This window comes from Thioalkalivibrio sp. ALM2T (genome assembly GCF_000381505.1).
Lineage (GTDB): Bacteria > Pseudomonadota > Gammaproteobacteria > Ectothiorhodospirales > Ectothiorhodospiraceae > Thioalkalivibrio > Thioalkalivibrio versutus.
The window spans coordinates 94,545-113,089 of record NZ_KB906558.1 but is presented as its reverse complement, the minus strand read 5'-3'; the positions used below and the strand labels follow the sequence as shown (position 1 = coordinate 113,089).

Here is an 18,545-nt window from a genome sequence, read left to right as displayed (position 1 = left end):
GGCCACCTGCGTGTAGCCCCGCCGCCGGGCAGGGCGTAGTGTAGGAGGTTCACCCCAAGAGGCCCCGTTCATGTGGCTCGAGACCCGTTGTGACTTCGAGTTCGAGATCGTCGAACCCACGCCGTTTGTGCTGATGCTGCGACCGCGCAGTGGCCCGCTGCAATGGGTCGCGCGCGAGGAATATCGCCTGGTGCCGACGGCGCCAGTGTCCGAGTTCGTCGACATCTACGGCAACCTCTGCCAGCGCCTGATCGCGCCGCCAGGGACGTTCTCCATCCATACCGCGGCGGAGGTGCAGACGGCCGAGGCCCTCGACCGGGCCCCGGGCGCACCGTTTGTCGAGGTGCAGTCCCTGCCGGATGCCGTACTGAGTTATCTCCTGCCGAGCCGATTTTGCGAATCGGATCGCTTCAACCTGATGGCGACCGAAATCACCGCCGGCCAGTGGCTGGGTTACGACCAGGTGGCGGCCATCGAGCAGTGGCTGCGCGAGCGCATCGAATATCTCCCGGGGACCAGCGATATCCCGATCTCGGCCGCGGAGGTGAATCAGCGCGGGAGCGGGGTGTGTCGCGACCTGGCGCATCTCGGGATTGCACTGTGCCGCAGTCTCAGTATCCCGGCGCGCATGGTGGTGGGGTACCTGCACGGCCTGCAGCCGATGGACATGCATGCCTGGTTCGAGGCCTTCGTCGGGGGGCGCTGGTATACCTTTGATGCGACCCAGGCCGAGTTGCGGGGTGGCTACGTGGTCGTGGGCTACGGCCGTGATGCGGCCGATGTGGCGGTCTACAACCAGTTCGGCCTGCCGGTATACCCGACCCGCCACGATGTGAATGTGCGCCAAATCGAAGGGCCGAACTGAGGCGTTGGAGCAAGCGCCCGCGGCCCGTTTTCCGGATGAGCGGAAGGGGTTTGTGCCCCTGGTCTTCCCGGGGTGTGGCCGGGCATCAAAGTGCCTGATCGGATTTGTGAAACACCGGTCTTGGAAGGGGGGGCGGGGGTCCGCAGCGGCCGTGTCGGGAGACGTCCGGCCTGAAAAGAAGGGCCGGATGGCGTATGATTGGCGGCCTTTTTGCGGCAGCGCCCCAAGTAGCTGGCGCGCCGAAATCCGCTGAATCCAACGCTTTGAACGGGAGACCCGAATGTTTTCGATCGACATGAGTATCCACGGCTACGACGACGACCTCTGGAATGCCATCCGCGACGAGTCGCAGCGTCAGGAAGAGCACATCGAGCTGATCGCGTCGGAAAACTACACCAGCCCGCGCGTGATGGAAGCGCAGGGCTCGGTGCTGACCAACAAGTACGCCGAGGGCTACCCGGGCAAGCGCTACTACGGCGGCTGCGAGCACGTCGATGTGGTCGAGCAGCTGGCGATCGATCGCCTCAAGCAGCTCTATGGCGCCGACTACGCCAACGTGCAGCCGCATTCCGGCTCCCAGGCCAACGCCGCGGTGTACATGGCCCTGCTGCAGCCGCATGACACCGTCCTGGGCATGAGCCTGGATGCCGGTGGCCACCTGACCCACGGTGCCAAGCCGAACTTCTCCGGCAAGATCTACAACGCGGTGCAGTACGGCATCACCGACGAGGGCCTGATCGACTACGACGAGGTCCAGCGCCTGGCCACCGAGCACAAGCCGAAGATGATCGTCGCCGGCTTCTCCGCCTATTCGCGCGTGGTCGACTGGAAGCGCTTCCGCGAGATCGCCGATTCCGTGGGCGCCTACCTGATGGTGGACATGGCCCACGTCTCCGGTCTGATCGCCGCGGGCGAATACCCCAACCCGATCGATCACGCCCACGTGGTCACCTCCACCACGCACAAGTCCCTGCGCGGGCCGCGTGGCGGTTTCATCATCTCCAAGGGTCAGCCGGAACTGAACAAGAAGTTCCAGTCGCTGATCTTCCCGGGCACCCAGGGTGGCCCGCTGATGCACGTGATCGCCGGCAAGGCGGTGGCGTTCAAGGAAGCCCTGGAGCCGGAATTCAAGACCTACCAGAAGCAGGTGATCGCCAACGCCCGTGCGATGGCCGCGGTACTGGTCGAACGTGGTTTCGACATCGTCTCCGGCGGTACCGACAACCACCTGTTCCTGCTGAGCCTGGTCGCCAAGGGCATGACCGGCAAGGCCGCGGACGCCGCGCTGGGCCGTGCCAACATTACGGTCAACAAGAACGCCGTGCCGAACGATCCGCAGTCCCCGTTCGTAACCTCCGGCATTCGCATCGGCACCGCCGCGCTGACCACTCGCGGCTTCACCGAGTCCGAGTCCCGCGAGCTGGCCGGCTGGATCGCCGACGTGCTGGATGATCACGAGAACGAGCAGGTGATCGACGCGACCCGCGAGAAGGTCCTCGAGATCTGCCGTCGCTTCCCGGTGTACGGCCACGGCGAATAACCACCGCCAGTTGGCCGGCTGACGGCCCGGGATGCGTTGTCCGTCCTGTCATGATCAGGACACCCGCGTGGTCGATTCGCGGGTGGCCGGCCCGGAGCAGGAACAGATCCGGCGCCGGCGGCAGTGCCGCGCCTGTGGTGCGCGCTTTACCACCTTCGAACGGGCGGAGTTCAGCCTGCCGCGGGTGGTCAAGCGTTCCGGCGAACGGGTCGCCTTCGACGAGGAAAAGCTGCGCAGCGGTCTGCGCCGGGCACTGCACAAGCGCCCGGTGAAGACCGACGATGTCGAGCGCGTAATCGACGACATCAAGCGCCAGCTTTCGGCCGTCACGGCCCCCGAGGTCAAGTCCGACCGCATCGGCGAAATGGTGCTGGCGGCCTTGCACGTCCTCGACCATGTGGCCTATATCCGTTTTGCCTCCATCTATCTCAGCTTCGCCAGTGTGCAGTCCTTCCGTGAGGCGATCGAACGGCTGGAGGATGACCTCAGCCCGGAGATGCGCCGTTCGCAGATGCGCCTGATCGACGAGGAGGCGGCCGGAATCGCCCCGGAATCCGCGGCGGACGGACGGGCCACTCCGGAGACGGACGGCGGCTCGCAGGAGGGGACGTAATGGAAGCGCCCACGACCGAGCAGGTGATTGCCGACCGCCGGCACATGGCGCGCGCCCTGAAACTGGCGGAATACGGCCGCTTCACCGCGGATCCGAACCCGCGGGTGGGCTGCGTGATCGTGCGTGAGGGTCGGGAGGTGGGCGCGGGCCTGCACTGGAAGGCCGGCGATCCGCATGCCGAGGTGAACGCGTTGCAGGCGGCCGGCCAGGCTGCGCAAGGCGCGACCGCCTACGTCACCCTGGAGCCCTGCAGTCATCATGGGCGTACCCCGCCCTGCACCGATGCGCTGATTCGAGCCGGAGTGGCGCGGGTCGTGATCGCGATGCTGGATCCGAACCCACAGGTATGCGGGAGCGGGATCGATGCCTTGCAGGCGGCCGGTATTCGGGTCGACAGCGGCGTGCTGGAGGCCGAGGCACGGGCGCTGAACCCCGGCTTCGTGCAGCGTATGGAGCAGGGGCGCCCCTGGGTGCGGGTCAAGCTGGCGGCGAGCCTGGACGGGCGGACGGCCATGGCCTCCGGCGAGTCGCAGTGGATCACCGGCGAGGCGGCGCGGCGCGACGTGCAACTGTGGCGGGCGCGGGCCGGGGCGATCGTCACCGGCAGTGGCACCGTGGTTGGTGATGACCCGCGCCTGAATGTGCGCATGAAGCCGTTCGACCTGGCTGCTCATGCCGGCTTCCCGGATCACCCGCGTTATCACGATCTGCCGACCCGGCAGCCACTGCGCGTCATCCTCGATGCGCGCCTGCGCACCCCCCCGGGGTCGCAGATCCTGCGTGATGGGCCGGTCTGGATCCTCACTAGTCCCGATGTGGTGGGCTCGCCTGCGGCGGATGCCCTGCGCGGCAAGGGTGCCGAGGTGCGGGCCGTGCCGCTGGCGGAGGAATCTGCCGAGGGTGGGCTTGATCTGGGTGCGGTGCTGGCGGAGCTGGGACGTGCAGAGGTCAACGAACTCCACGTGGAATCCGGCCCCGGCCTGGCCGGTGCGCTCGCCCGCGGTGGCTGGGTCGACGAGTGGCTGATCTACCAGGCGCCGTTGCTGATGGGTTCCAGCGCCCGTCCCCTAGTGGAGTGGCCACTGGCCCGCATGGCCGAACGTGCCGAACTCGAAGTCATCGACACCCGCTGGGTCGGCGATACCCTGCGCCTGCTTGCCCGTCCGCGTTCGTAAGGACTTGTTTGCACCATGAAGCGCACGACGACAGGAAGAGCGGGCGGGGCAAGTAGCAACAGCGATCGTCAGGAAGACGGGGAGGATGATCGGGGAGGATGATGGAGCTCGAGGCGCGGGGATCCAACGCCTCGGCGCCGGATAAACCATAGGGCCCCTGTTCAGCTTCGTTCTAAGCGCCTTCCGATCTGCAATCGCCTGACCCTGCATCGTGTCTTCGTGGGCTTCGTGATGGCCCTTGAAGGACTTGCGAGGATAGGCGTTGCCACTATAAACGCCCGGGTCGTGGTGCGAATTCATTAGCGTTTCCCTATGATGGGGCGCCTGTGGCCCGGCATTGTGCTCCGGACCCGACCGAACGAGTGGACATCCATGTTTACCGGAATCATCGAGACCCTTGGCAGCCTGGAGCGCCTCACCCCCAGCGGTGGCGATGTGCGCTTGCACGTCAATGCGACCGGGATGGACCTGTCGGATACCCGCCTGGGGGATTCCATCGCGGTCAACGGCGTCTGCTTGACGGTGACCGGTCTGCCGGGCAATGGCTTTGCCGCCGATGTCTCGCGGGAGTCGCTGGATGTCACCACGCTGGGCCATCTCGGTCCGGGGGATCGGGTGAATCTCGAACGTGCGCTGGCGCTGGGTGATCGCCTGGGCGGGCACATGGTGTCCGGGCATGTCGACGGTGTGGGCGAAGTCGTGGCGATGGAGCCGGACGCGCGCTCCACCCGCGTGCGGTTTCGCGCGCCGGCGGCGCTGGCTCGCTACATCGCGGCCAAGGGCTCGATCACCATCGACGGCACCAGCCTCACGGTGAACCGGGTGGACGGCGCCGAGTTCGAGGTGAACATCATCCCGCACACCTGGTCACTGACCCGGTTTGCCGTGTACGCAGTGGGCACGCCGGTCAACCTGGAGGTGGACCTGATCGCCCGCTATCTGGAACGCCTGATGCTGGGCGATCGCGCGGCCGAGCCGGGCGGGCAGGCGGGCGATCTGTCCGAGGCCTGGCTGGCCGAGCAGGGCTTTCCCAATCACTCCGGTTCGCGCGACTAACTGCGCGGCCGAAAGCAGGAATCTATGGAATTTTCCAATACCGAAACCATCCTGGAAGAGCTTCAGGCCGGACGCATGGTGGTCATCGTCGACGACGAGGACCGCGAGAACGAAGGCGACCTGCTGATGCTCGCCTCGCACGCGCGTCCGGAAGACATCAACTTCATGGCCAAGTACGGCCGGGGGCTGATCTGCCTGACGCTGACCCGCGAGCGCTGCAAGCAGCTGGCGCTGCCGTTGATGGTGACCGACACCAACGACGTGCATGGCACCAACTTCACGCTGTCGATCGAGGCGGCCGAGGGCGTGACCACCGGCATCTCCGCCTACGATCGTGCGCACACCATCCGCACCGCTGTGGCGCCCAATGCGACGCCCGAGGACATCGTCCAGCCGGGCCACGTGTTCCCGCTGATGGCGCAGCCGGGTGGGGTGATCGTGCGCGCCGGACACACCGAGGCCGGCTGTGATCTCGCGCGCCTGGCCGGGGCCGAGCCGGCCGCGGTGATCGTCGAGATCCTGAACGAGGACGGCAGCATGGCGCGGCGTTCGGATCTCGAACGCTTCTGCGCCGAGCATGACCTGAAGATGGGCACCATCGAGGATCTGATCCGCTACCGCATCGAGAACGAGAAGACGGTCCGGCGAGTGTCCGAGCGTCCGTTCCCGACCGAGCATGGCGAGTTTCGCCTGCTGGCGTTCGAGGACGAAGTGGACCACGAACTGCATTTTGCCCTGGTGCGTGGCGAGCCGAAGCCGGACCAGGACACCCTGGTGCGCGTGCATCTGGAGAGCACGCTGTGCGATACCCTCGGCTATGCCGGTCCGGATCGTGGCTGGCCGCTGGATGATGCCCTGCGCCGGATCGACGAGGCGGGCGCAGGCGTGGTGGTGGTGCTGCGCAAGCACGAGAGTGGCAACGCCCTGGCGCAGCGGCTGGAGAATATCGGTCAGCCCGCGCCGGAGGAGCGCAGCGGGCGCGAGAACTCCGCCGAATGGCGCATGTACGGGATCGGCGCACAGATTCTCGCCGACTGCGGCGTCGGGCGCATGAAGCTGATGTCCGCGCCGAAGCGCTTCCACGGCCTCGGGGGCTTCGGCCTGGAGGTGGTGGACTACGTCCACGAGTAGACCGACGGCGGTGCTACACTAGCGCCATTCGAAAACGGGGCCCGCGGGTCCTTCATCAGCCCAACCGGAAGTTCATCATGTCCGAGATCAAGACCCTGGAAGGCGTATTCACCGACGCCGCCGACCATCGCTATGGCCTGCTGCTGGCGCGCTTCAACAGCCTGATCGTCGAACGCCTGCTGGAAGGGGCCGTGGATACCCTGAAGCGTCACGGGGTGCAGGAGACGAACCTGACCATCGCCCGTGTGCCGGGTGCCTATGAACTGCCGCTGGCGGCGCAGGCCATGGCCCGTTCCGGGCAGTACGATGGCGTGATCGCCCTGGGCTGCGTGATCCGTGGTTCGACCCCGCATTTCGATTACGTCGCGGGCGAGGCGGCCAAGGGTCTGGCGCAGGTGCAGATGGCGGAGGACCTGCCGATCAGCTTCGGCGTGCTGACCACCGACTCCATCGAGCAGGCGATCGAGCGCGCCGGCACCAAGGCCGGCAACAAGGGCGCCGATGCCGCCATGGGCGCGATCGAGATGGTCAGCCTGATGCGCCAGCTGCGCGGCTGATCCCGCACTGCCTACCCAGTGTTATCCGTCCACCCGAACAGGCTTGCCGTGACTGAACCCTCTGATCCCCGCCCCGAAGGTGGTGCCCCGCGCAAGGATGCCGATGCCGGCAAGTCCGCTCGGGCCCGGCGCCCGCGCAGCACGCCCGAGCAGCGGGCGCGGCATGCGCGTTCCTTCGCGCGCCGGCGCGCGATGCAGGCGCTATATTCCTGGCAGATCACGGGCGCCCACCCAAAAGACATCCTGGCCGAGTTCCGCGACGACGAGGAACACGCCAAGGCGGATGCCGAGTACTTCCGCGAACTCCTGATCGGCGTGACCGGCGACCGCGAGGCCCTGGATGCCCGCATGGAGCCGTACCTCGGCCGCCCGCTGGATCAGCTCGATCCGGTGGAGCACGCCCTGCTGTGGTTGGGCCAATGGGAGTTGGCCGAACGCTTCGAGGTGCCCTACCGCGTAGTGATCAACGAGGCCGTCGACTTGGCCAAGCGCTATGGTGCCGAGCAGTCGCATCGCTACATCAACGGCGTGCTGGACCGGCTCTCCGCCGACCTGCGCGGCCCCGAGCGCTCCACCCCGCGCTGACCCCGGGCGGGTCAGCACTACGGCCATGGCCGGCCCCGATTCCGAATTCGATCTGATCCAGCGCTATTTCCGCACGCCGAGCGCGGGCGCGGTTGCCGATGGCGTGCGTCTGGGCATCGGAGACGATGCCGCCCTGCTGGCCGTGCGTAGCGGCCACGAATTGGTCGTCACCGTTGATACCCTGGTCGAGGGCACCCACTTCTTTCCTGATCACCCGCCGGCAAGCGTGGGCCACAAGGCCCTGGCCTCCAATCTCAGTGACCTGGCCGCGATGGGGGCCGAGCCGTTGGGCGCGGTGTTGTCGCTGACCCTGCCGCGTGTGGATCATGACTGGCTTGCGGGTTTCAGCCACGGCTTTCTGGCGCTGGCCGAGGAGGTCGGGATCCCGCTGGTGGGCGGGGATACCAACCGGGGTCCGCTGGCGATCAGCGTGACGGTCCTGGGCGAGGTGCCCGCCGGCCAGGCCCTGCGGCGCGAAGGTGCCCGGCCTGGCGATCGCCTGGTGGTTTCCGGTGCGCTGGGCGGAGCGGCCTGCGGTTTGGCCCACGAGACGCAGCGGCGTGCAGAAGGGAGTCCCGTAGACGCCTCGAGCCCCGCCTGCGCCCGCCTGTTCTGGCCCACGGCGCGCCTGAGTCTGGGGCGTGGTCTGCGCAACCGCGCACGGGCCGCCATTGATATCTCCGACGGCCTGCTGGCGGACCTGGGCCATCTGTGTGCCGCCTCGGGTTGCGGTGCGCGAGTCGACTGGCCCGCCGTACCGCTTGACCCGTTGCTGGCGGAGGGTTCCGAAGAGCCCGCTCGTTCCTGCGCACTGAGCGGTGGCGAGGACTACGAGCTGCTGTTCGCCCTGCCCCCGGGGGAGTCGCTGGACCTGCTGGCGTTCAGCGTGGACGTCCCGCTGACCGTGATCGGCGAGTGCACCGAGGGTGCGGGAGTGGTGGTGGAGGATGCAAACGGTCAACGGCTGGACGTGGCGCGGTCGGGCCACGATCATTTCGCGCACACAGAAAAAGAATAGGGACAGGGGGAGCCATGCCGGAGCAGAAGATCCGCAATCCGAAGATGCCGTCGGTAAAAACCGTGTTCGGCGACCCCATTCACCTGCTGGCGTTCGGCTTCGGCAGTGGCCTGTCGCGCTGGGCCCCGGGCACCACCGGCTCGCTGGGTGCACTGGTGCTGTATTTCGCGATCATGAACTTCCCGGAGTGGGCCTACCTTGCGATCACCGTGGTCGTGGTGATGGCCGGCTTCCACATCTGTGGCGAAAGCGCGCGTAAGCTGGGCGTGCACGATCATCCCGGCATCGTCTGGGACGAATGGGCCGGCATGCTCATCACGCTGGCGTTTGCCCCGGCGGGGCTGATGTGGGTGGTCGTCGGCTTCCTGCTGTTCCGGGTGTTCGACATCCTCAAGCCCTGGCCGGCGAACTACTTTGATGAAAAGTGGCACGACGGCCACGGGATCATGATGGACGACGTCGTGGCGGGCCTGTACGCGGGGTTCGCGCTGGTGATCCTGGGGGGGCTGTTTCAACAGCTGGTGGTCGAGGCTTAGGGAGACGCTGAACCGTGTTTCCCTGGACGTGATGGACTTGGCAGAGTCACAGGCTGCCGGGAACCATGGGTGCGCGCGGACGCCTCAGGGGCAGGCAACGACGCAAGGAGTGAGTGGCATGAAGTCCCTCTTTCGTTCCCTGACGCAGGTTGCGGTCATGGGCGCCGTTCTGGCGTTCGGTGGCGCGCAGGCTCAGCCGTCGGGCGGGCCGCCGCCCGGGTCTCCGGGCGCCAGTGGAGACACGCCCGCGGCGGGCAATTGGCCGCCCGGGCATGGTGGGACCCCGCCGGGGCAGCGCCGCGGAGACTCGCGCCCCGATCAGCGCCTGGATCTCCCGCGGGCGCCCAGTTCATCCTCGGCGCCGACTCCGGACGATCCGCCGCTGCCGGACCCGTCCGATCCTCCGAAACCACCTACGCTGCCGACGCCGTCCCTGCCGGGACTTTGATCGGGCCCTAACCCAAGTCGCGTGGCCCTTGGGCGCCACGCGGCGGGTGAGGCGGGCGCCATCAGGACGGCATAGGCAGCCGTTGCCACGATGATGCCCACCAGAGGAGGTACCACGGGTGCGTAGTACGCCGCGGCGGATCCCGCCGCGTACGCCAGCAGGCCGGGCCAGTGGAACCCGGGCAGACGGGCCGAGCCCAGGCGGGGGTATTGCCCACGATGGCGCAGCCAGAAGTCGGCGACGATCACGCCGCCGAGCGGCGGGATGAAGGTCCCTAGCAGGATCAGGAACGGCACCAGATAGTCATGCATCCCGGCGACCGCGAGCGCAGTGCCGATCGCGGCCCCGAGCACGGTGACCAGTCGCCGGCGCTGGGTGCGCAGCAGATTGCAGCCGGCCACGCCGAAGTTGTAGATGGTGTTGTCCTGGGTGCTCCAGATGTTCAGCAGGAGCATGAGTACCGTGATTGTCACGAAACCCTGCGCCAGCATCACGTGGACGATGTCGGCCTCGTGGTAGATCAGGGCGCCGAGCGCGCCGGTCAGGACCATTAGTCCGTTTCCCAGCACGAAGGCCGCCAGGGTCGCGATGACCGCAATGCGCGGGGTGCGGGCGAAGCGGGTCCAGTTGGTGGCGAGGGTTGCACCGCCAACAAAGGTGCCGATCACGATGGTGAGGGCGGCGTGGAAATCCATCTCGGTGCTCGGGTCCTGACCAAGCAGGCCGCCGGGGCCGCCGGCGTCGCCGATCCCAATGAACAGCGTGAACAGGATGAACAGGAGCATGACCGGTACCGCGACGCGGGAGAGCCAGTCGAGACCGCGATAGCCGATCATCGCGGTGATGCAGAAGGCGAACCCGAACAGCACCATCAGCCCGACTTCCATCGGTTCCGGCAGGGCGGTGGTTTCGACCAGGATGATCGCGACGGTGGCCGTGCCCCAGGCGTACCAGCCGATCTGGGTGAACGCGAGGATGACGTCGGAGAGTTTGCTGCCCCATTCCCCGAAGCAGAAACGCCCCATCAGGACCGTGTGCAGCCCGCTCTTGCAGCCGATGTAGGCGAGCGTGGCCGCGTAGGTCCCCAGTAGCAGGTTGCCCAGCGCGATCACCAGCATCAGCTCGCCGAAGCTGAAGGCCAGGCCCAGCGACCCGCCGGCCCACAGGGTCGAGGTAAAGAAGGTGAACCCGAACAGCACCACGGTCATGGACCAGAAGCCCTTGCGGGCATGATCCGGGACTTCGCTTAGGGGGTGGTCGTTGTGATTCACGCGCACGGCCGGTCGGAAGACCGCACGAGTGTACCGGCCACAGGGTTACCGTGCCGCGTGTCCGAGCTCGCGCATCTTCTTCAGCCAGCGTTCGCGGGCGGCGGCGTCACCGCCGTTCTGCCCGATCAGGGTGTGGCGGATCGGGCCGAAGCCGCAGAAGCGGAAGACGTTGCGTTCCAGGCTCTTCAGGCTGTGGGCCCCATAGAACCAGCGGTAGGCCAGCGCTGGCATGCCCATGGTGACCACGATGCGCACCGAGCGGCCCTTGAGCCGCGTGTGGCGCAGGCGGTTCATGTCGCCATCGCCGACGAATGCCGGGCGCAAGGTCTGTTCCAGGAAGCCCTTGACCAGGGCCGGCATATCGCCCAGCCAGAGGGGATAGATCAGGACGATGTGGTGGGCGACCTCGATCAGTTCCTGCGCCTCGAGGATCGCGGGCGGAACGGTCTCGCCGACAAACTCGGCCTGGTTCTTCAGCAACGGAAAGTCACGGTGGGCAATCGTCAGGGTGTCTACCGCGACGCCGGCCTTCTCGGCCCCTTCGCGGTAGGCATCGGCCAGCGCGTGGTCGAGGTGGCCTTCGGCCGGGTCGGGGTGTCCCTGAAGGATAAGGATGCGCGTCATGCAGCTGTCCTCGTGCCGGGAAGACTTCTCTTCAAGCCTAGATTAGATGACGGGGCTTGTTGTCACGCAATGGTTTTCTGCCGGTCGGGTCTCGCCTACGATTAGGGTGCAAGTTGCAGCGCATTGCGGCTTCAGCACACGGAGGCGAGATGGCATTCGATCCGGTTGTACTGTTCTTCCTGCTGGGCGCCATTGCGGGCCTCGCCAAGTCGGATCTAAAGATCCCGATGGCGATCTACGAGGCGCTTTCGATCTATCTGTTGCTGGCGATCGGCCTGATGGGTGGGGTCAAGCTGGCCGAGAGCGAGCTGTTGCCCTTGCTGCTGCCGGGGTTGGCGGTGCTGGCGGTAGGTTCGTTGATCCCGTTGATCGCGTTCCCGGTTCTGCGCTGGGTGGGGCGCATGCCGCGGGCGGACTCGGCCTCGATCGCGGCGCACTATGGCTCGGTCTCGGTGGTGACCTTCTCGGTCGCGGTGGCGCTGTTGGCGTCGCGCGGGATCGACTACGAGGGCCACATGGTGGTCTTCCTGGTGCTGCTGGAGATGCCGGCCCTGATCATCGGCATCCTGCTGGCGCGCATGGGCAGCAAGGGCCCGACGCGCTGGGGCAAGACCATGCACGAAGTGATTTTCGGCAAGAGTATCTTCCTGCTGGCCGGCGGCCTGGTGATCGGTTTCATCGCGGGGCCCGTGCACATCCAGCCGCTGGAGCCGATGTTCTTCGATCTGTTCAAGGGCGTGCTTGCGCTGTTCCTGCTGGAGATGGGGCTGGTCGCCTCCAGTCGCATCGCCGACGTGCGCCAGTACGGCTTCTTTCTGGTGACCTTCGCGATCGTGATGCCGATTGTCTCGGCCGTGCTGGGTACGCTGCTGGGGTATGCGCTGGGCATGTCGATGGGCGGTACGCTGTTGCTGGCGACCCTCTATGCGAGTGCCTCCTACATCGCCGCACCGGCGGCCATGCGTATCGCGGTGCCCCAGGCCAATCCGGCGCTTTCCATTGGCGCCTCGCTGGGGGTCACGTTCCCGTTCAATATCTTCCTGGGTGTGCCGCTGTATTTCTGGATGGCCCAGATCCTTTATTCGCTGGGAGGCTAGTGCGATGGAATCCGATGACATGCATCTGCTGACGGTGGTGGCCGAGGCGATCCTGGAGGAGATGCTGATCGACGAGGTGCGCGGCATGGGCGCGGCCGGCTACACGGTGACTGACGCGCGCGGCTGGGGCCGGCATGGCAAGCGCCGGGGCAACTGGCGCCAGGGTGGCAATATCAAGGTCGAGGTGGTGGCTTCGGCCGAGTTGTGCGATCGCATCGCAGCCCGGTTCAAGGAACAGTACGAGGCGGACTATGGTTTGTTGATGTTCACCATCCCGGTGGCGTTGAAGAATTAGGGAAGCACCGGGTCCGGGGAATCGAGTTTCCATGGAGTGAAGTGTTTCGCGGAATTTCCGGGAACTCGACTGTCACCCTTGGGGGTCGCGGGGTCTGGCTGCTATCAAGGGGGCCTGAATGAACGGCGTTACAGCCTGCAGGAGGCTCCCAATGACGAGATTTCGTAGCACGGCCCTGGCCATCGCGCTGGGTTCACTGTTTGCCGCCGGTTCGGCATCCGCGCAGGCCCCGCAACATGGGGATCCACAGGGCGGGATGGGCCAGGGTATGCCGCCCGCCGAACAGGGTGCCCCACCGGCCGGTGGTCAGCAGGTCCCGGGCCAGGGCGGCATGCCGCGCGGCCAGGGTCAGGAGCGTGGGCAGGGCATGCCTCAGGGGCAGCCGCAGGAGCAGCCTGGCCAGCGCAGGCAGGGGCAACAAGCTCCCGGGCAGATGGAGCGCGGTGGCCAGCCAGCACCGGGGCAAAGCGGAGCGCCGACTCCGCCCCAGGGACAGGGTCAACCTCAAGGACAAGGGCAGCCCCAGGATGCGCCCCCGCTGGGACAGCAGCGCCAGCCCCGGGGCGAGGATGCACCGCCGCTGGGCGAGGGAACACCGACGCGACCGGGTGCCGGAACCCAGCCAGCCGATCCGGCAGACCCCGCTCAGCCAGCCGACCCTTCGGCAACGGACAACCTTCCGCCCCTCGACTGATCCGACTCCCCCGGCCGCCGCTGGCCCGCCGCGCGCGCGGGCTGGTCAGGTCCGGGCGAGGATGCGGTAGGGCCCCGGATGGCCGTCTTTTCCCGACTCGATCAGCGCAATCGTGTTCGCCAGCCAGCGCAGGGGCGGTTTGATGCGTTCGGTGTCGGGCGGCGCGGCGTGGCGTCGCAGGGACACGTGGGGTCGGAAGGGGCGCGGCGGGCCGAGGTCGATACCGCAGTCGATGCACAGGGCATGTGCCTGCTCGGCGAGGTCGGCCAGTGCGGCGGGCGGCGCGGCGGGACCGGCCCAGGTGATGCGCGGCCCGGTGAAGTGGCCCAGATGATCCAGGGTCAGGTCGATTGGCGCGCAGGCGAGTTCCGTGATGCGCCCGGCCAGACAGTCGGCCTGTCCGACCGGGATCGTTCCGGCGAAGGCCAGCGTCAGGTGCAGGTGATCGCGCGGGACCGGTCGGCCGGGGCCGTCGAGCTCTTGCCCAAGCCGGGCCAGTGCGGCGCGTGTGCAGTCGTCGGGCCACAGGGCCAGGAAGACCCGTCGGGCTTCGGGGAGTGCCGCCACCGGTTCAGCCGCGCGGGCGGGGGAGATTCTCGCGCTGACGGCGTTCCCACAGGGTCTTGCGGCTGATGCCGAGGGCCCGGGCCAGCTCGGTCTCGGTCATGCTGCCCTGGTTTTCCTGCACGAAATGGCGGAAATACTCGTTCAGGCTCGAGCCCTTGCCCTTGCGGGTCGGAAACGCGGGGTTGGGGATCTCGTCGTCCTGGACCGGGGTGCCCGTCGAGAGCCCCATGTGGTCCGCTTCGATGCAGCCATCCGGGCTCAGTACCCACCCGCGTTCCAGGGCGTTCGCCAGCTCGCGCACGTTGCCGGGCCAATCTTGCGACTCCAGGGCCTGGCGTGCCGCGTGTGACAGTTGTGGCACTGGCCCCGAACCGGCCAGTGCCTCGAGGAAATGTCGTGCCAGGGGGATGATGTCCTCGCGCCGTTCGCGCAGGGGCGGGATGGACAACTCCAGGACCCGCAGGCGGTAGTAGAGATCGGCGCGAAAGGCCTGTTCCTCGATCATGGCCTCGAGGTCGCGGTGGGTGGCCGCCAGCAGGCGCACATCCACCTTCAGGTTCTCGTTGGCCCCGACCGGGCGGAGCTCGCCATCCTGCAGGACCCGTAGCAGGCGGGCCTGGGCCGCAGGCGCCAGTTCGCCGATCTCGTCCAGGAACAGCGTGCCACCGTGGGCGCTCTGGATCAGGCCGGTGCGCGCCTTGACCGCACCGGTGTAGGCACCCTGGGCGTGACCGAACAGCTCGGCCTCGACCAGACCCTCGGGGATGGTGGCGCAATTGACCGCAACGAACGGGCCGCTGGCGCGCGGGCTCAGCTCGTGCAGGGCGCGCGCGGCCAGCTCCTTGCCGGTACCGGACTCGCCGCGCAACAGCACGGTGGAATGGGTCGTGGCCACACGCCGGATCTGATCACGCAGCTGTTGCATGGCCGCGCTGTCGCCAACCAGGCCCAGCCCGGGGCGGGGAGACGCATTGCTATCCGCGTCGGCCGTTTCCGGGGCGGGGCGGTCGCGCTCGGCGCGTGCGCGCAGCGCGGCACGCAGGGTCAGCAGCAGGGCGTCGTGATCGAAGGGCTTGGCGATGTAGTCGGCGGCGCCTTCCTTCATCGCGTTGACCGCCGAGGGGACCGATGCGTAGCTGGTCATGATGACCGTGGGCGTGCGGGTGAACTCCGGCAGCAGCTCGATGCCCTCGCCATCCGGCAGGCGCAGATCCACCAGTTGCAGATCGTAGGGATCGGCGGCTGCGAGGGCCCGCGCCTCGGCCAGGTTCTCGGCCACGCCGACCTCGAAGCCGTGATGCTCCAGGAACCGCCGCACGGCGCGGCGGATCGGGGCTTCGTCGTCAACGAGCAGGATGCGGGTCATGAGTCGTCGCGTGGAAGTGTCAGAAGAAAACGGGCACCGCCTTCGGGGCGGTTTGCGGCCATCAGGGTACCACCGTGGTCGCGCACGATGCTGTAGGCCACCGGCAGCCCCAGGCCGGTGCCCTGGCCGGCCGGCTTGGTGGTAAAGAACGGCTCGAACAGCCGTTCCAGGCTGGATGCGTCGATTCCGGGGCCGGCGTCGTCGATGGTGATCTGGACATGCCGTCCGTGGAGTCGGGCCGCGATGGCGACGGTGGCGTCTTCGGGCGAGGCCTGCTCGGCGTTGGTCAGCAGGTTGATGAACACCTGCAACAGCGTGGCATGCGAGCCGCGGACGTGCAGCCCCGTGAGACCCGAGGTCGTGAACTGCAGGTCGTTGCGCCCGGCCAGGCGCATCAGGCGGATGGCCTCGGCCACGAGCTCGTCCAGTGCGATGGTCTCGAAGTGTCCGGCCGATGGGCCTTCGTCGGCATGGGCAAAGGTGATCAACGACTGCACGATGGCGTTGATGCGTCGCGTCTGAGCGAGGATGTCGTCGGCGATGCCGTGGATCTCCTGCGGGTCGTCCTCCAGGGGCAGGGTCTGCGCCAGCGAGGCGATACCGGTCAGTGGATTGCCGATCTCGTGCGCGACCCCGGCGGCAAAGCGGCCGATGGAGGCGAGGCGATCGCCGTGGGCGATCTCGGACTCGAGCTGGGCGCGTTCGGTCACGTCCTCGATCAGGACCACGCGGCCTTCCACCTGACCCTGGGCATCCTGCAGTTCGGAGCGGTGCAGGTTCAGGCGGCGGTTGCCGGTGGGCAGATCCACGTTCAGCTTGTACCACTGGCGGTCCGGGCTCTCCAGGAAGGCGGTCAGCAGGCCGCTCCAGGGGCTGTCGAGCTGACCGATGTTCTGGCCCACGGCGTCTTCCGTAGCGACCTGCGTGAGCTGCGCCAGGGCCTGGTTCCAGCCGGTGATCTCGCCGGTATTGGTGAGGCTGGCCACCCCCAGCGGGAGCTCGTGCAGGATCTGGCGATGAAAGCGGCGCAGGGCATCCAGCTCGGCCGCCAGGCCGGACAGCGGCAAGGGGCGGGTCTCCAGCTGTTCCTCGATCCGCCGCAGGCTTTCGCTCAGGGTGTGGCGCCCGGCGGCGTCCAGGCGCAGGTGCTGGTCGACGATCATGCGTGCCAGTACCGGCCCCAGCAGGCCGGAGAGATTGCGCTCGATCCGTTCGCGGAGGTGGCGTAGATCGCCGCGTGAACGCGTATGGCGGGGCAGGCCGAGATCATCCAGGGCGCGCTGGACCTCGTGGCGCGCCGTGCCCGGGCCCAGGGTGGCCGCAAGTGCGTTTTCCATTTCGGTGACGTCGCCCGCCAGTGGCAGGCCCGCGCCGGTGGCGGTCGATTCGTTGGGGCAGCAGGCCCGGCCGGCCTCGGCCTCCTCGGGGTTCGGCCGGGTCAGCAGCGAGCCGACGACGAACAGGACCGCGTTGACGCCCAGGCTCAGCATTAGCGCGAAGGTCCACGGGTCCAGCATCTCCGCGCGCAAGAGGCGTTGCGGGTCAGGCAGGGCCGTCGCGATCCCGGCATCCGACAGCAAAGGCATGACGAGGGTGAACGCCCAGCCGGCAATCCCGGCCCCCAGGCCCAAGAGAAATCCGACCCGGGTCGCCTGTTTCCACAGCATCAGGCCGATCAGGCCCGGGAGAAGTTGCGCCACCGCGGCAAACGAGATCAGACCCAGCTGCGCCAGGCCCTCAACGACTTGCAGCAGGCCGTAGAAGGCATAGCCGAGCCCGATGATGAACACGATCCAGATGCGCCGCCCCCAAAGCAGGCGGGTGTAGAGGTTGGCGCTGCGCTCCTCTTCGTGCAGTCGGGTCAGTGGCGAGAGGTAGTTGGTGCCCATATGGGCGAGCGCCAGGGTGGTCACGATCATCATCGCGCTGGCGGCGGACAACCCACCGATGAAGACCAGCAGGGCGAGGCTGGGTGACTCCAGTAGCCCGGCGATGCCGATGGCGTAATAGTTGGGCGAGATGCCCAGCCCGGCCGCCTCCCCGGCCCAGTAGAGCACCGGCATCGGCAGGTTCAGCAGCAGCAGGAACGCGGGGAACGCCCAGGCCGCGGTGTTCAGTGCCTGCGGGTTGATGTTCTCGGTGAACAGCATGTGGAACTGGCGTGGCAGCAGGAAGGCGGCCGCGAACGCCAGGATCATCATCGCGAACCAGCCGCCCTGGCGCACCGGCTCGTACAGCGCATCGACCGCCTCGGGGTGGGCGGCCAGCCAGTCGTTCAGCCCGCCGAGGCCGCCGAACACGGCGTATAGCGCCACGGCGGCGATCGCGAGGATGGCGATCAGCTTGACGATGGACTCGAAGGCGATGGCCAGCACCAGACCGGCATGCTTTTCGCGCGGGGCGATGTGGCGGGCGCCGAACAGGATCGCGAACAGCGCGATGGTGCCGCTGAAGGTCAGAGCGAGCAGATGCGGCGGGGTCTCCGCAGTCAGCACGGCGGCGGACTCGGCCACGGCCTTGATCTGCAGGGCGATGTACGGGAGCACCCCGGCGAGCATGAACAGGGCGACCACGGGTCCGGTGAAGCGGCTGCGGTAGCGAAAGGCGAACAGGTCGGCCAGCGAGGTCAGTTGCTGCTCGCGGGTCAGGCGCAGGAGGGGACGCAGCAGCCAGGGGGTAGCGGCGAAGGCCAGGGTCACGCCGAGGTAGATGGTCAGGTACAGGTAGCCCTGGTCGGCGAGGAAACCAAGGTTGCCGTAGAAGGTCCAGGACGTTGCGTACACCCCCAGCGACAGGCTGAACACCCAGCCATTGGCCGCCAGTCGGCCTACTCGGGGGACGCGGTCGGCCAGGAACGCAATGCCGAATAGCAGGGCGAGGTAGGCCACCCCGACCGCGTAGATCAGACCCAGGCTAAGGGTCACGGCGCCCGCTCCGGCTCAGTGCCGCGATGGCCACGACGAACAGCGCCCAGGCCGTGAAGGGCCACCACCAGGCAGGACTCAGGTAGGCAACCCAGAGGACCAGCGGGCTCAGAAACAGCAATGCGCCCAGCAGGGCGATCAGGATGGCGCGAGGGGCGTCCATCGTCAGCCGCTCGCAAGCAC

At 67.4% G+C, this 18,545-nt stretch carries 19 protein-coding genes; 12 read left to right on the top strand and 7 right to left on the bottom strand.

Features of this window, described 5'->3' with window-relative positions; all coding sequences use genetic code 11:
• Positions 1–70 precede the first annotated feature (70 nt).
• The 10 genes from F816_RS0105225 (at position 71) to F816_RS0105180 (ending at position 9,076) form a co-directional block, all read left to right on the top strand.
• Positions 71–865: a transglutaminase family protein gene (locus F816_RS0105225; protein WP_019593820.1), complete on the top strand. Its 795-nt coding sequence runs from the start codon at positions 71–73 to the stop codon at positions 863–865.
• Between the two features lie 280 nt (positions 866–1,145).
• A complete protein-coding gene (gene glyA, locus F816_RS0105220) occupies positions 1,146–2,405 on the top strand; it encodes a serine hydroxymethyltransferase (protein ID WP_019593819.1) in 1,260 nt (419 codons plus the stop codon).
• A gap of 31 nt (positions 2,406–2,436) precedes the next feature.
• Complete coding sequence (gene nrdR, locus F816_RS0105215) at positions 2,437–3,018, top strand: transcriptional regulator NrdR (RefSeq protein WP_026333136.1); 582 nt, start codon at positions 2,437–2,439, stop codon at positions 3,016–3,018.
• Complete coding sequence (gene ribD, locus F816_RS0105210; RefSeq protein ID WP_019593817.1) at positions 3,018–4,193, top strand: bifunctional diaminohydroxyphosphoribosylaminopyrimidine deaminase/5-amino-6-(5-phosphoribosylamino)uracil reductase RibD; 1,176 nt, start codon at positions 3,018–3,020, stop codon at positions 4,191–4,193. Before nrdR ends, ribD begins: the two co-directional genes overlap by 1 nt.
• Before the next feature lie 372 nt (positions 4,194–4,565).
• Positions 4,566–5,249 (top strand): riboflavin synthase, encoded by a 684-nt coding sequence (locus F816_RS0105205; protein WP_019593816.1) that lies wholly within the window; start codon positions 4,566–4,568, stop codon positions 5,247–5,249.
• Positions 5,250–5,273: 24 nt separating this feature from the next.
• The gene (ribBA, locus tag F816_RS0105200; protein ID WP_018169399.1) at positions 5,274–6,380 is read left to right on the top strand and encodes a bifunctional 3,4-dihydroxy-2-butanone-4-phosphate synthase/GTP cyclohydrolase II; all 1,107 of its coding nucleotides are present in this window, start codon (positions 5,274–5,276) and stop codon (positions 6,378–6,380) included.
• 77 nt (positions 6,381–6,457) lie between these two features.
• The gene (gene ribE / locus F816_RS0105195) at positions 6,458–6,937 is read left to right on the top strand and encodes a 6,7-dimethyl-8-ribityllumazine synthase (protein ID WP_018169400.1); all 480 of its coding nucleotides are present in this window, start codon (positions 6,458–6,460) and stop codon (positions 6,935–6,937) included.
• A gap of 48 nt (positions 6,938–6,985) precedes the next feature.
• Positions 6,986–7,522, top strand: a complete 537-nt coding sequence (gene nusB / locus F816_RS0105190) for a transcription antitermination factor NusB (RefSeq protein WP_019593815.1) — start codon at positions 6,986–6,988, stop codon at positions 7,520–7,522.
• Between the two features lie 25 nt (positions 7,523–7,547).
• Positions 7,548–8,540, top strand: a complete 993-nt coding sequence (gene thiL / locus F816_RS0105185) for a thiamine-phosphate kinase (RefSeq protein ID WP_019593814.1) — start codon at positions 7,548–7,550, stop codon at positions 8,538–8,540.
• A 14-nt stretch (positions 8,541–8,554) separates the two neighbouring features.
• Positions 8,555–9,076 (top strand): phosphatidylglycerophosphatase A, encoded by a 522-nt coding sequence (locus F816_RS0105180; protein WP_018938466.1) that lies wholly within the window; start codon positions 8,555–8,557, stop codon positions 9,074–9,076.
• A gap of 318 nt (positions 9,077–9,394) precedes the next feature.
• Here F816_RS0105180 and codB read toward each other — a convergent pair whose 3' ends face one another.
• On the bottom strand, positions 9,395–10,795 hold the full coding sequence (gene codB, locus F816_RS0105175) for a cytosine permease (protein WP_369773243.1): 1,401 nt from the start codon (positions 10,793–10,795) through the stop codon (positions 9,395–9,397).
• Between the two features lie 45 nt (positions 10,796–10,840).
• Positions 10,841–11,419, bottom strand: coding sequence for an NAD(P)H-dependent oxidoreductase (locus F816_RS0105170; protein WP_019593812.1), 579 nt, complete (start codon positions 11,417–11,419; stop codon positions 10,841–10,843).
• 149 nt (positions 11,420–11,568) lie between these two features.
• Between F816_RS0105170 and F816_RS0105165 the strand changes: the two genes are divergently transcribed.
• Positions 11,569–12,516, top strand: coding sequence for a sodium-dependent bicarbonate transport family permease (locus F816_RS0105165; protein ID WP_019593811.1), 948 nt, complete (start codon positions 11,569–11,571; stop codon positions 12,514–12,516).
• 4 nt (positions 12,517–12,520) lie between these two features.
• On the top strand, positions 12,521–12,811 hold the full coding sequence (locus F816_RS0105160) for a hypothetical protein (protein WP_019593810.1): 291 nt from the start codon (positions 12,521–12,523) through the stop codon (positions 12,809–12,811).
• A gap of 193 nt (positions 12,812–13,004) precedes the next feature.
• On the opposite strand, the gene F816_RS0105155 is transcribed toward F816_RS0105160, so the two are convergent.
• The 5 genes from F816_RS0105155 to F816_RS14950 form a co-directional block, all read right to left on the bottom strand.
• Positions 13,005–13,229, bottom strand: coding sequence for a hypothetical protein (locus F816_RS0105155; RefSeq protein WP_019593809.1), 225 nt, complete (start codon positions 13,227–13,229; stop codon positions 13,005–13,007).
• Between the two features lie 321 nt (positions 13,230–13,550).
• Positions 13,551–14,072 (bottom strand): RNA 2',3'-cyclic phosphodiesterase, encoded by a 522-nt coding sequence (thpR, locus tag F816_RS0105150; RefSeq protein WP_019593808.1) that lies wholly within the window; start codon positions 14,070–14,072, stop codon positions 13,551–13,553.
• A gap of 4 nt (positions 14,073–14,076) precedes the next feature.
• A complete protein-coding gene (locus F816_RS0105145) occupies positions 14,077–15,438 on the bottom strand; it encodes a sigma-54 dependent transcriptional regulator (RefSeq protein WP_019593807.1) in 1,362 nt (453 codons plus the stop codon).
• Complete coding sequence (locus F816_RS0105140) at positions 15,435–18,362, bottom strand: ATP-binding protein (protein WP_019593806.1); 2,928 nt, start codon at positions 18,360–18,362, stop codon at positions 15,435–15,437. Before F816_RS0105140 ends, F816_RS0105145 begins: the two co-directional genes overlap by 4 nt.
• Entirely contained in the window at positions 18,352–18,525 is a 174-nt protein-coding gene (locus F816_RS14950; protein ID WP_018146090.1) for a hypothetical protein, read from the bottom strand. The genes F816_RS0105140 and F816_RS14950 overlap by 11 nt, the downstream gene beginning before the upstream one ends.
• Positions 18,526–18,545 lie beyond the last annotated feature (20 nt).

Coding starts and splice junctions, on each gene's coding strand:
- F816_RS0105180 (WP_018938466.1), top strand. CDS start 8,555: ATGCCGGAGCAGAAGATCCGCAATCCGAAGATGCCGTCGGTAAAAACC.
- F816_RS0105165 (WP_019593811.1), top strand. CDS start 11,569: ATGGCATTCGATCCGGTTGTACTGTTCTTCCTGCTGGGCGCCATTGCG.
- ribD (WP_019593817.1), top strand. CDS start 3,018: ATGGAAGCGCCCACGACCGAGCAGGTGATTGCCGACCGCCGGCACATG.
- F816_RS0105225 (WP_019593820.1), top strand. CDS start 71: ATGTGGCTCGAGACCCGTTGTGACTTCGAGTTCGAGATCGTCGAACCC.
- F816_RS0105205 (WP_019593816.1), top strand. CDS start 4,566: ATGTTTACCGGAATCATCGAGACCCTTGGCAGCCTGGAGCGCCTCACC.
- thiL (WP_019593814.1), top strand. CDS start 7,548: ATGGCCGGCCCCGATTCCGAATTCGATCTGATCCAGCGCTATTTCCGC.
- F816_RS0105170 (WP_019593812.1), bottom strand. CDS start 11,419: ATGACGCGCATCCTTATCCTTCAGGGACACCCCGACCCGGCCGAAGGC.
- F816_RS14950 (WP_018146090.1), bottom strand. CDS start 18,525: ATGGACGCCCCTCGCGCCATCCTGATCGCCCTGCTGGGCGCATTGCTG.
- F816_RS0105145 (WP_019593807.1), bottom strand. CDS start 15,438: ATGACCCGCATCCTGCTCGTTGACGACGAAGCCCCGATCCGCCGCGCC.
- F816_RS0105160 (WP_019593810.1), top strand. CDS start 12,521: ATGGAATCCGATGACATGCATCTGCTGACGGTGGTGGCCGAGGCGATC.
- glyA (WP_019593819.1), top strand. CDS start 1,146: ATGTTTTCGATCGACATGAGTATCCACGGCTACGACGACGACCTCTGG.
- nrdR (WP_026333136.1), top strand. CDS start 2,437: ATGCGTTGTCCGTCCTGTCATGATCAGGACACCCGCGTGGTCGATTCG.
- ribBA (WP_018169399.1), top strand. CDS start 5,274: ATGGAATTTTCCAATACCGAAACCATCCTGGAAGAGCTTCAGGCCGGA.
- ribE (WP_018169400.1), top strand. CDS start 6,458: ATGTCCGAGATCAAGACCCTGGAAGGCGTATTCACCGACGCCGCCGAC.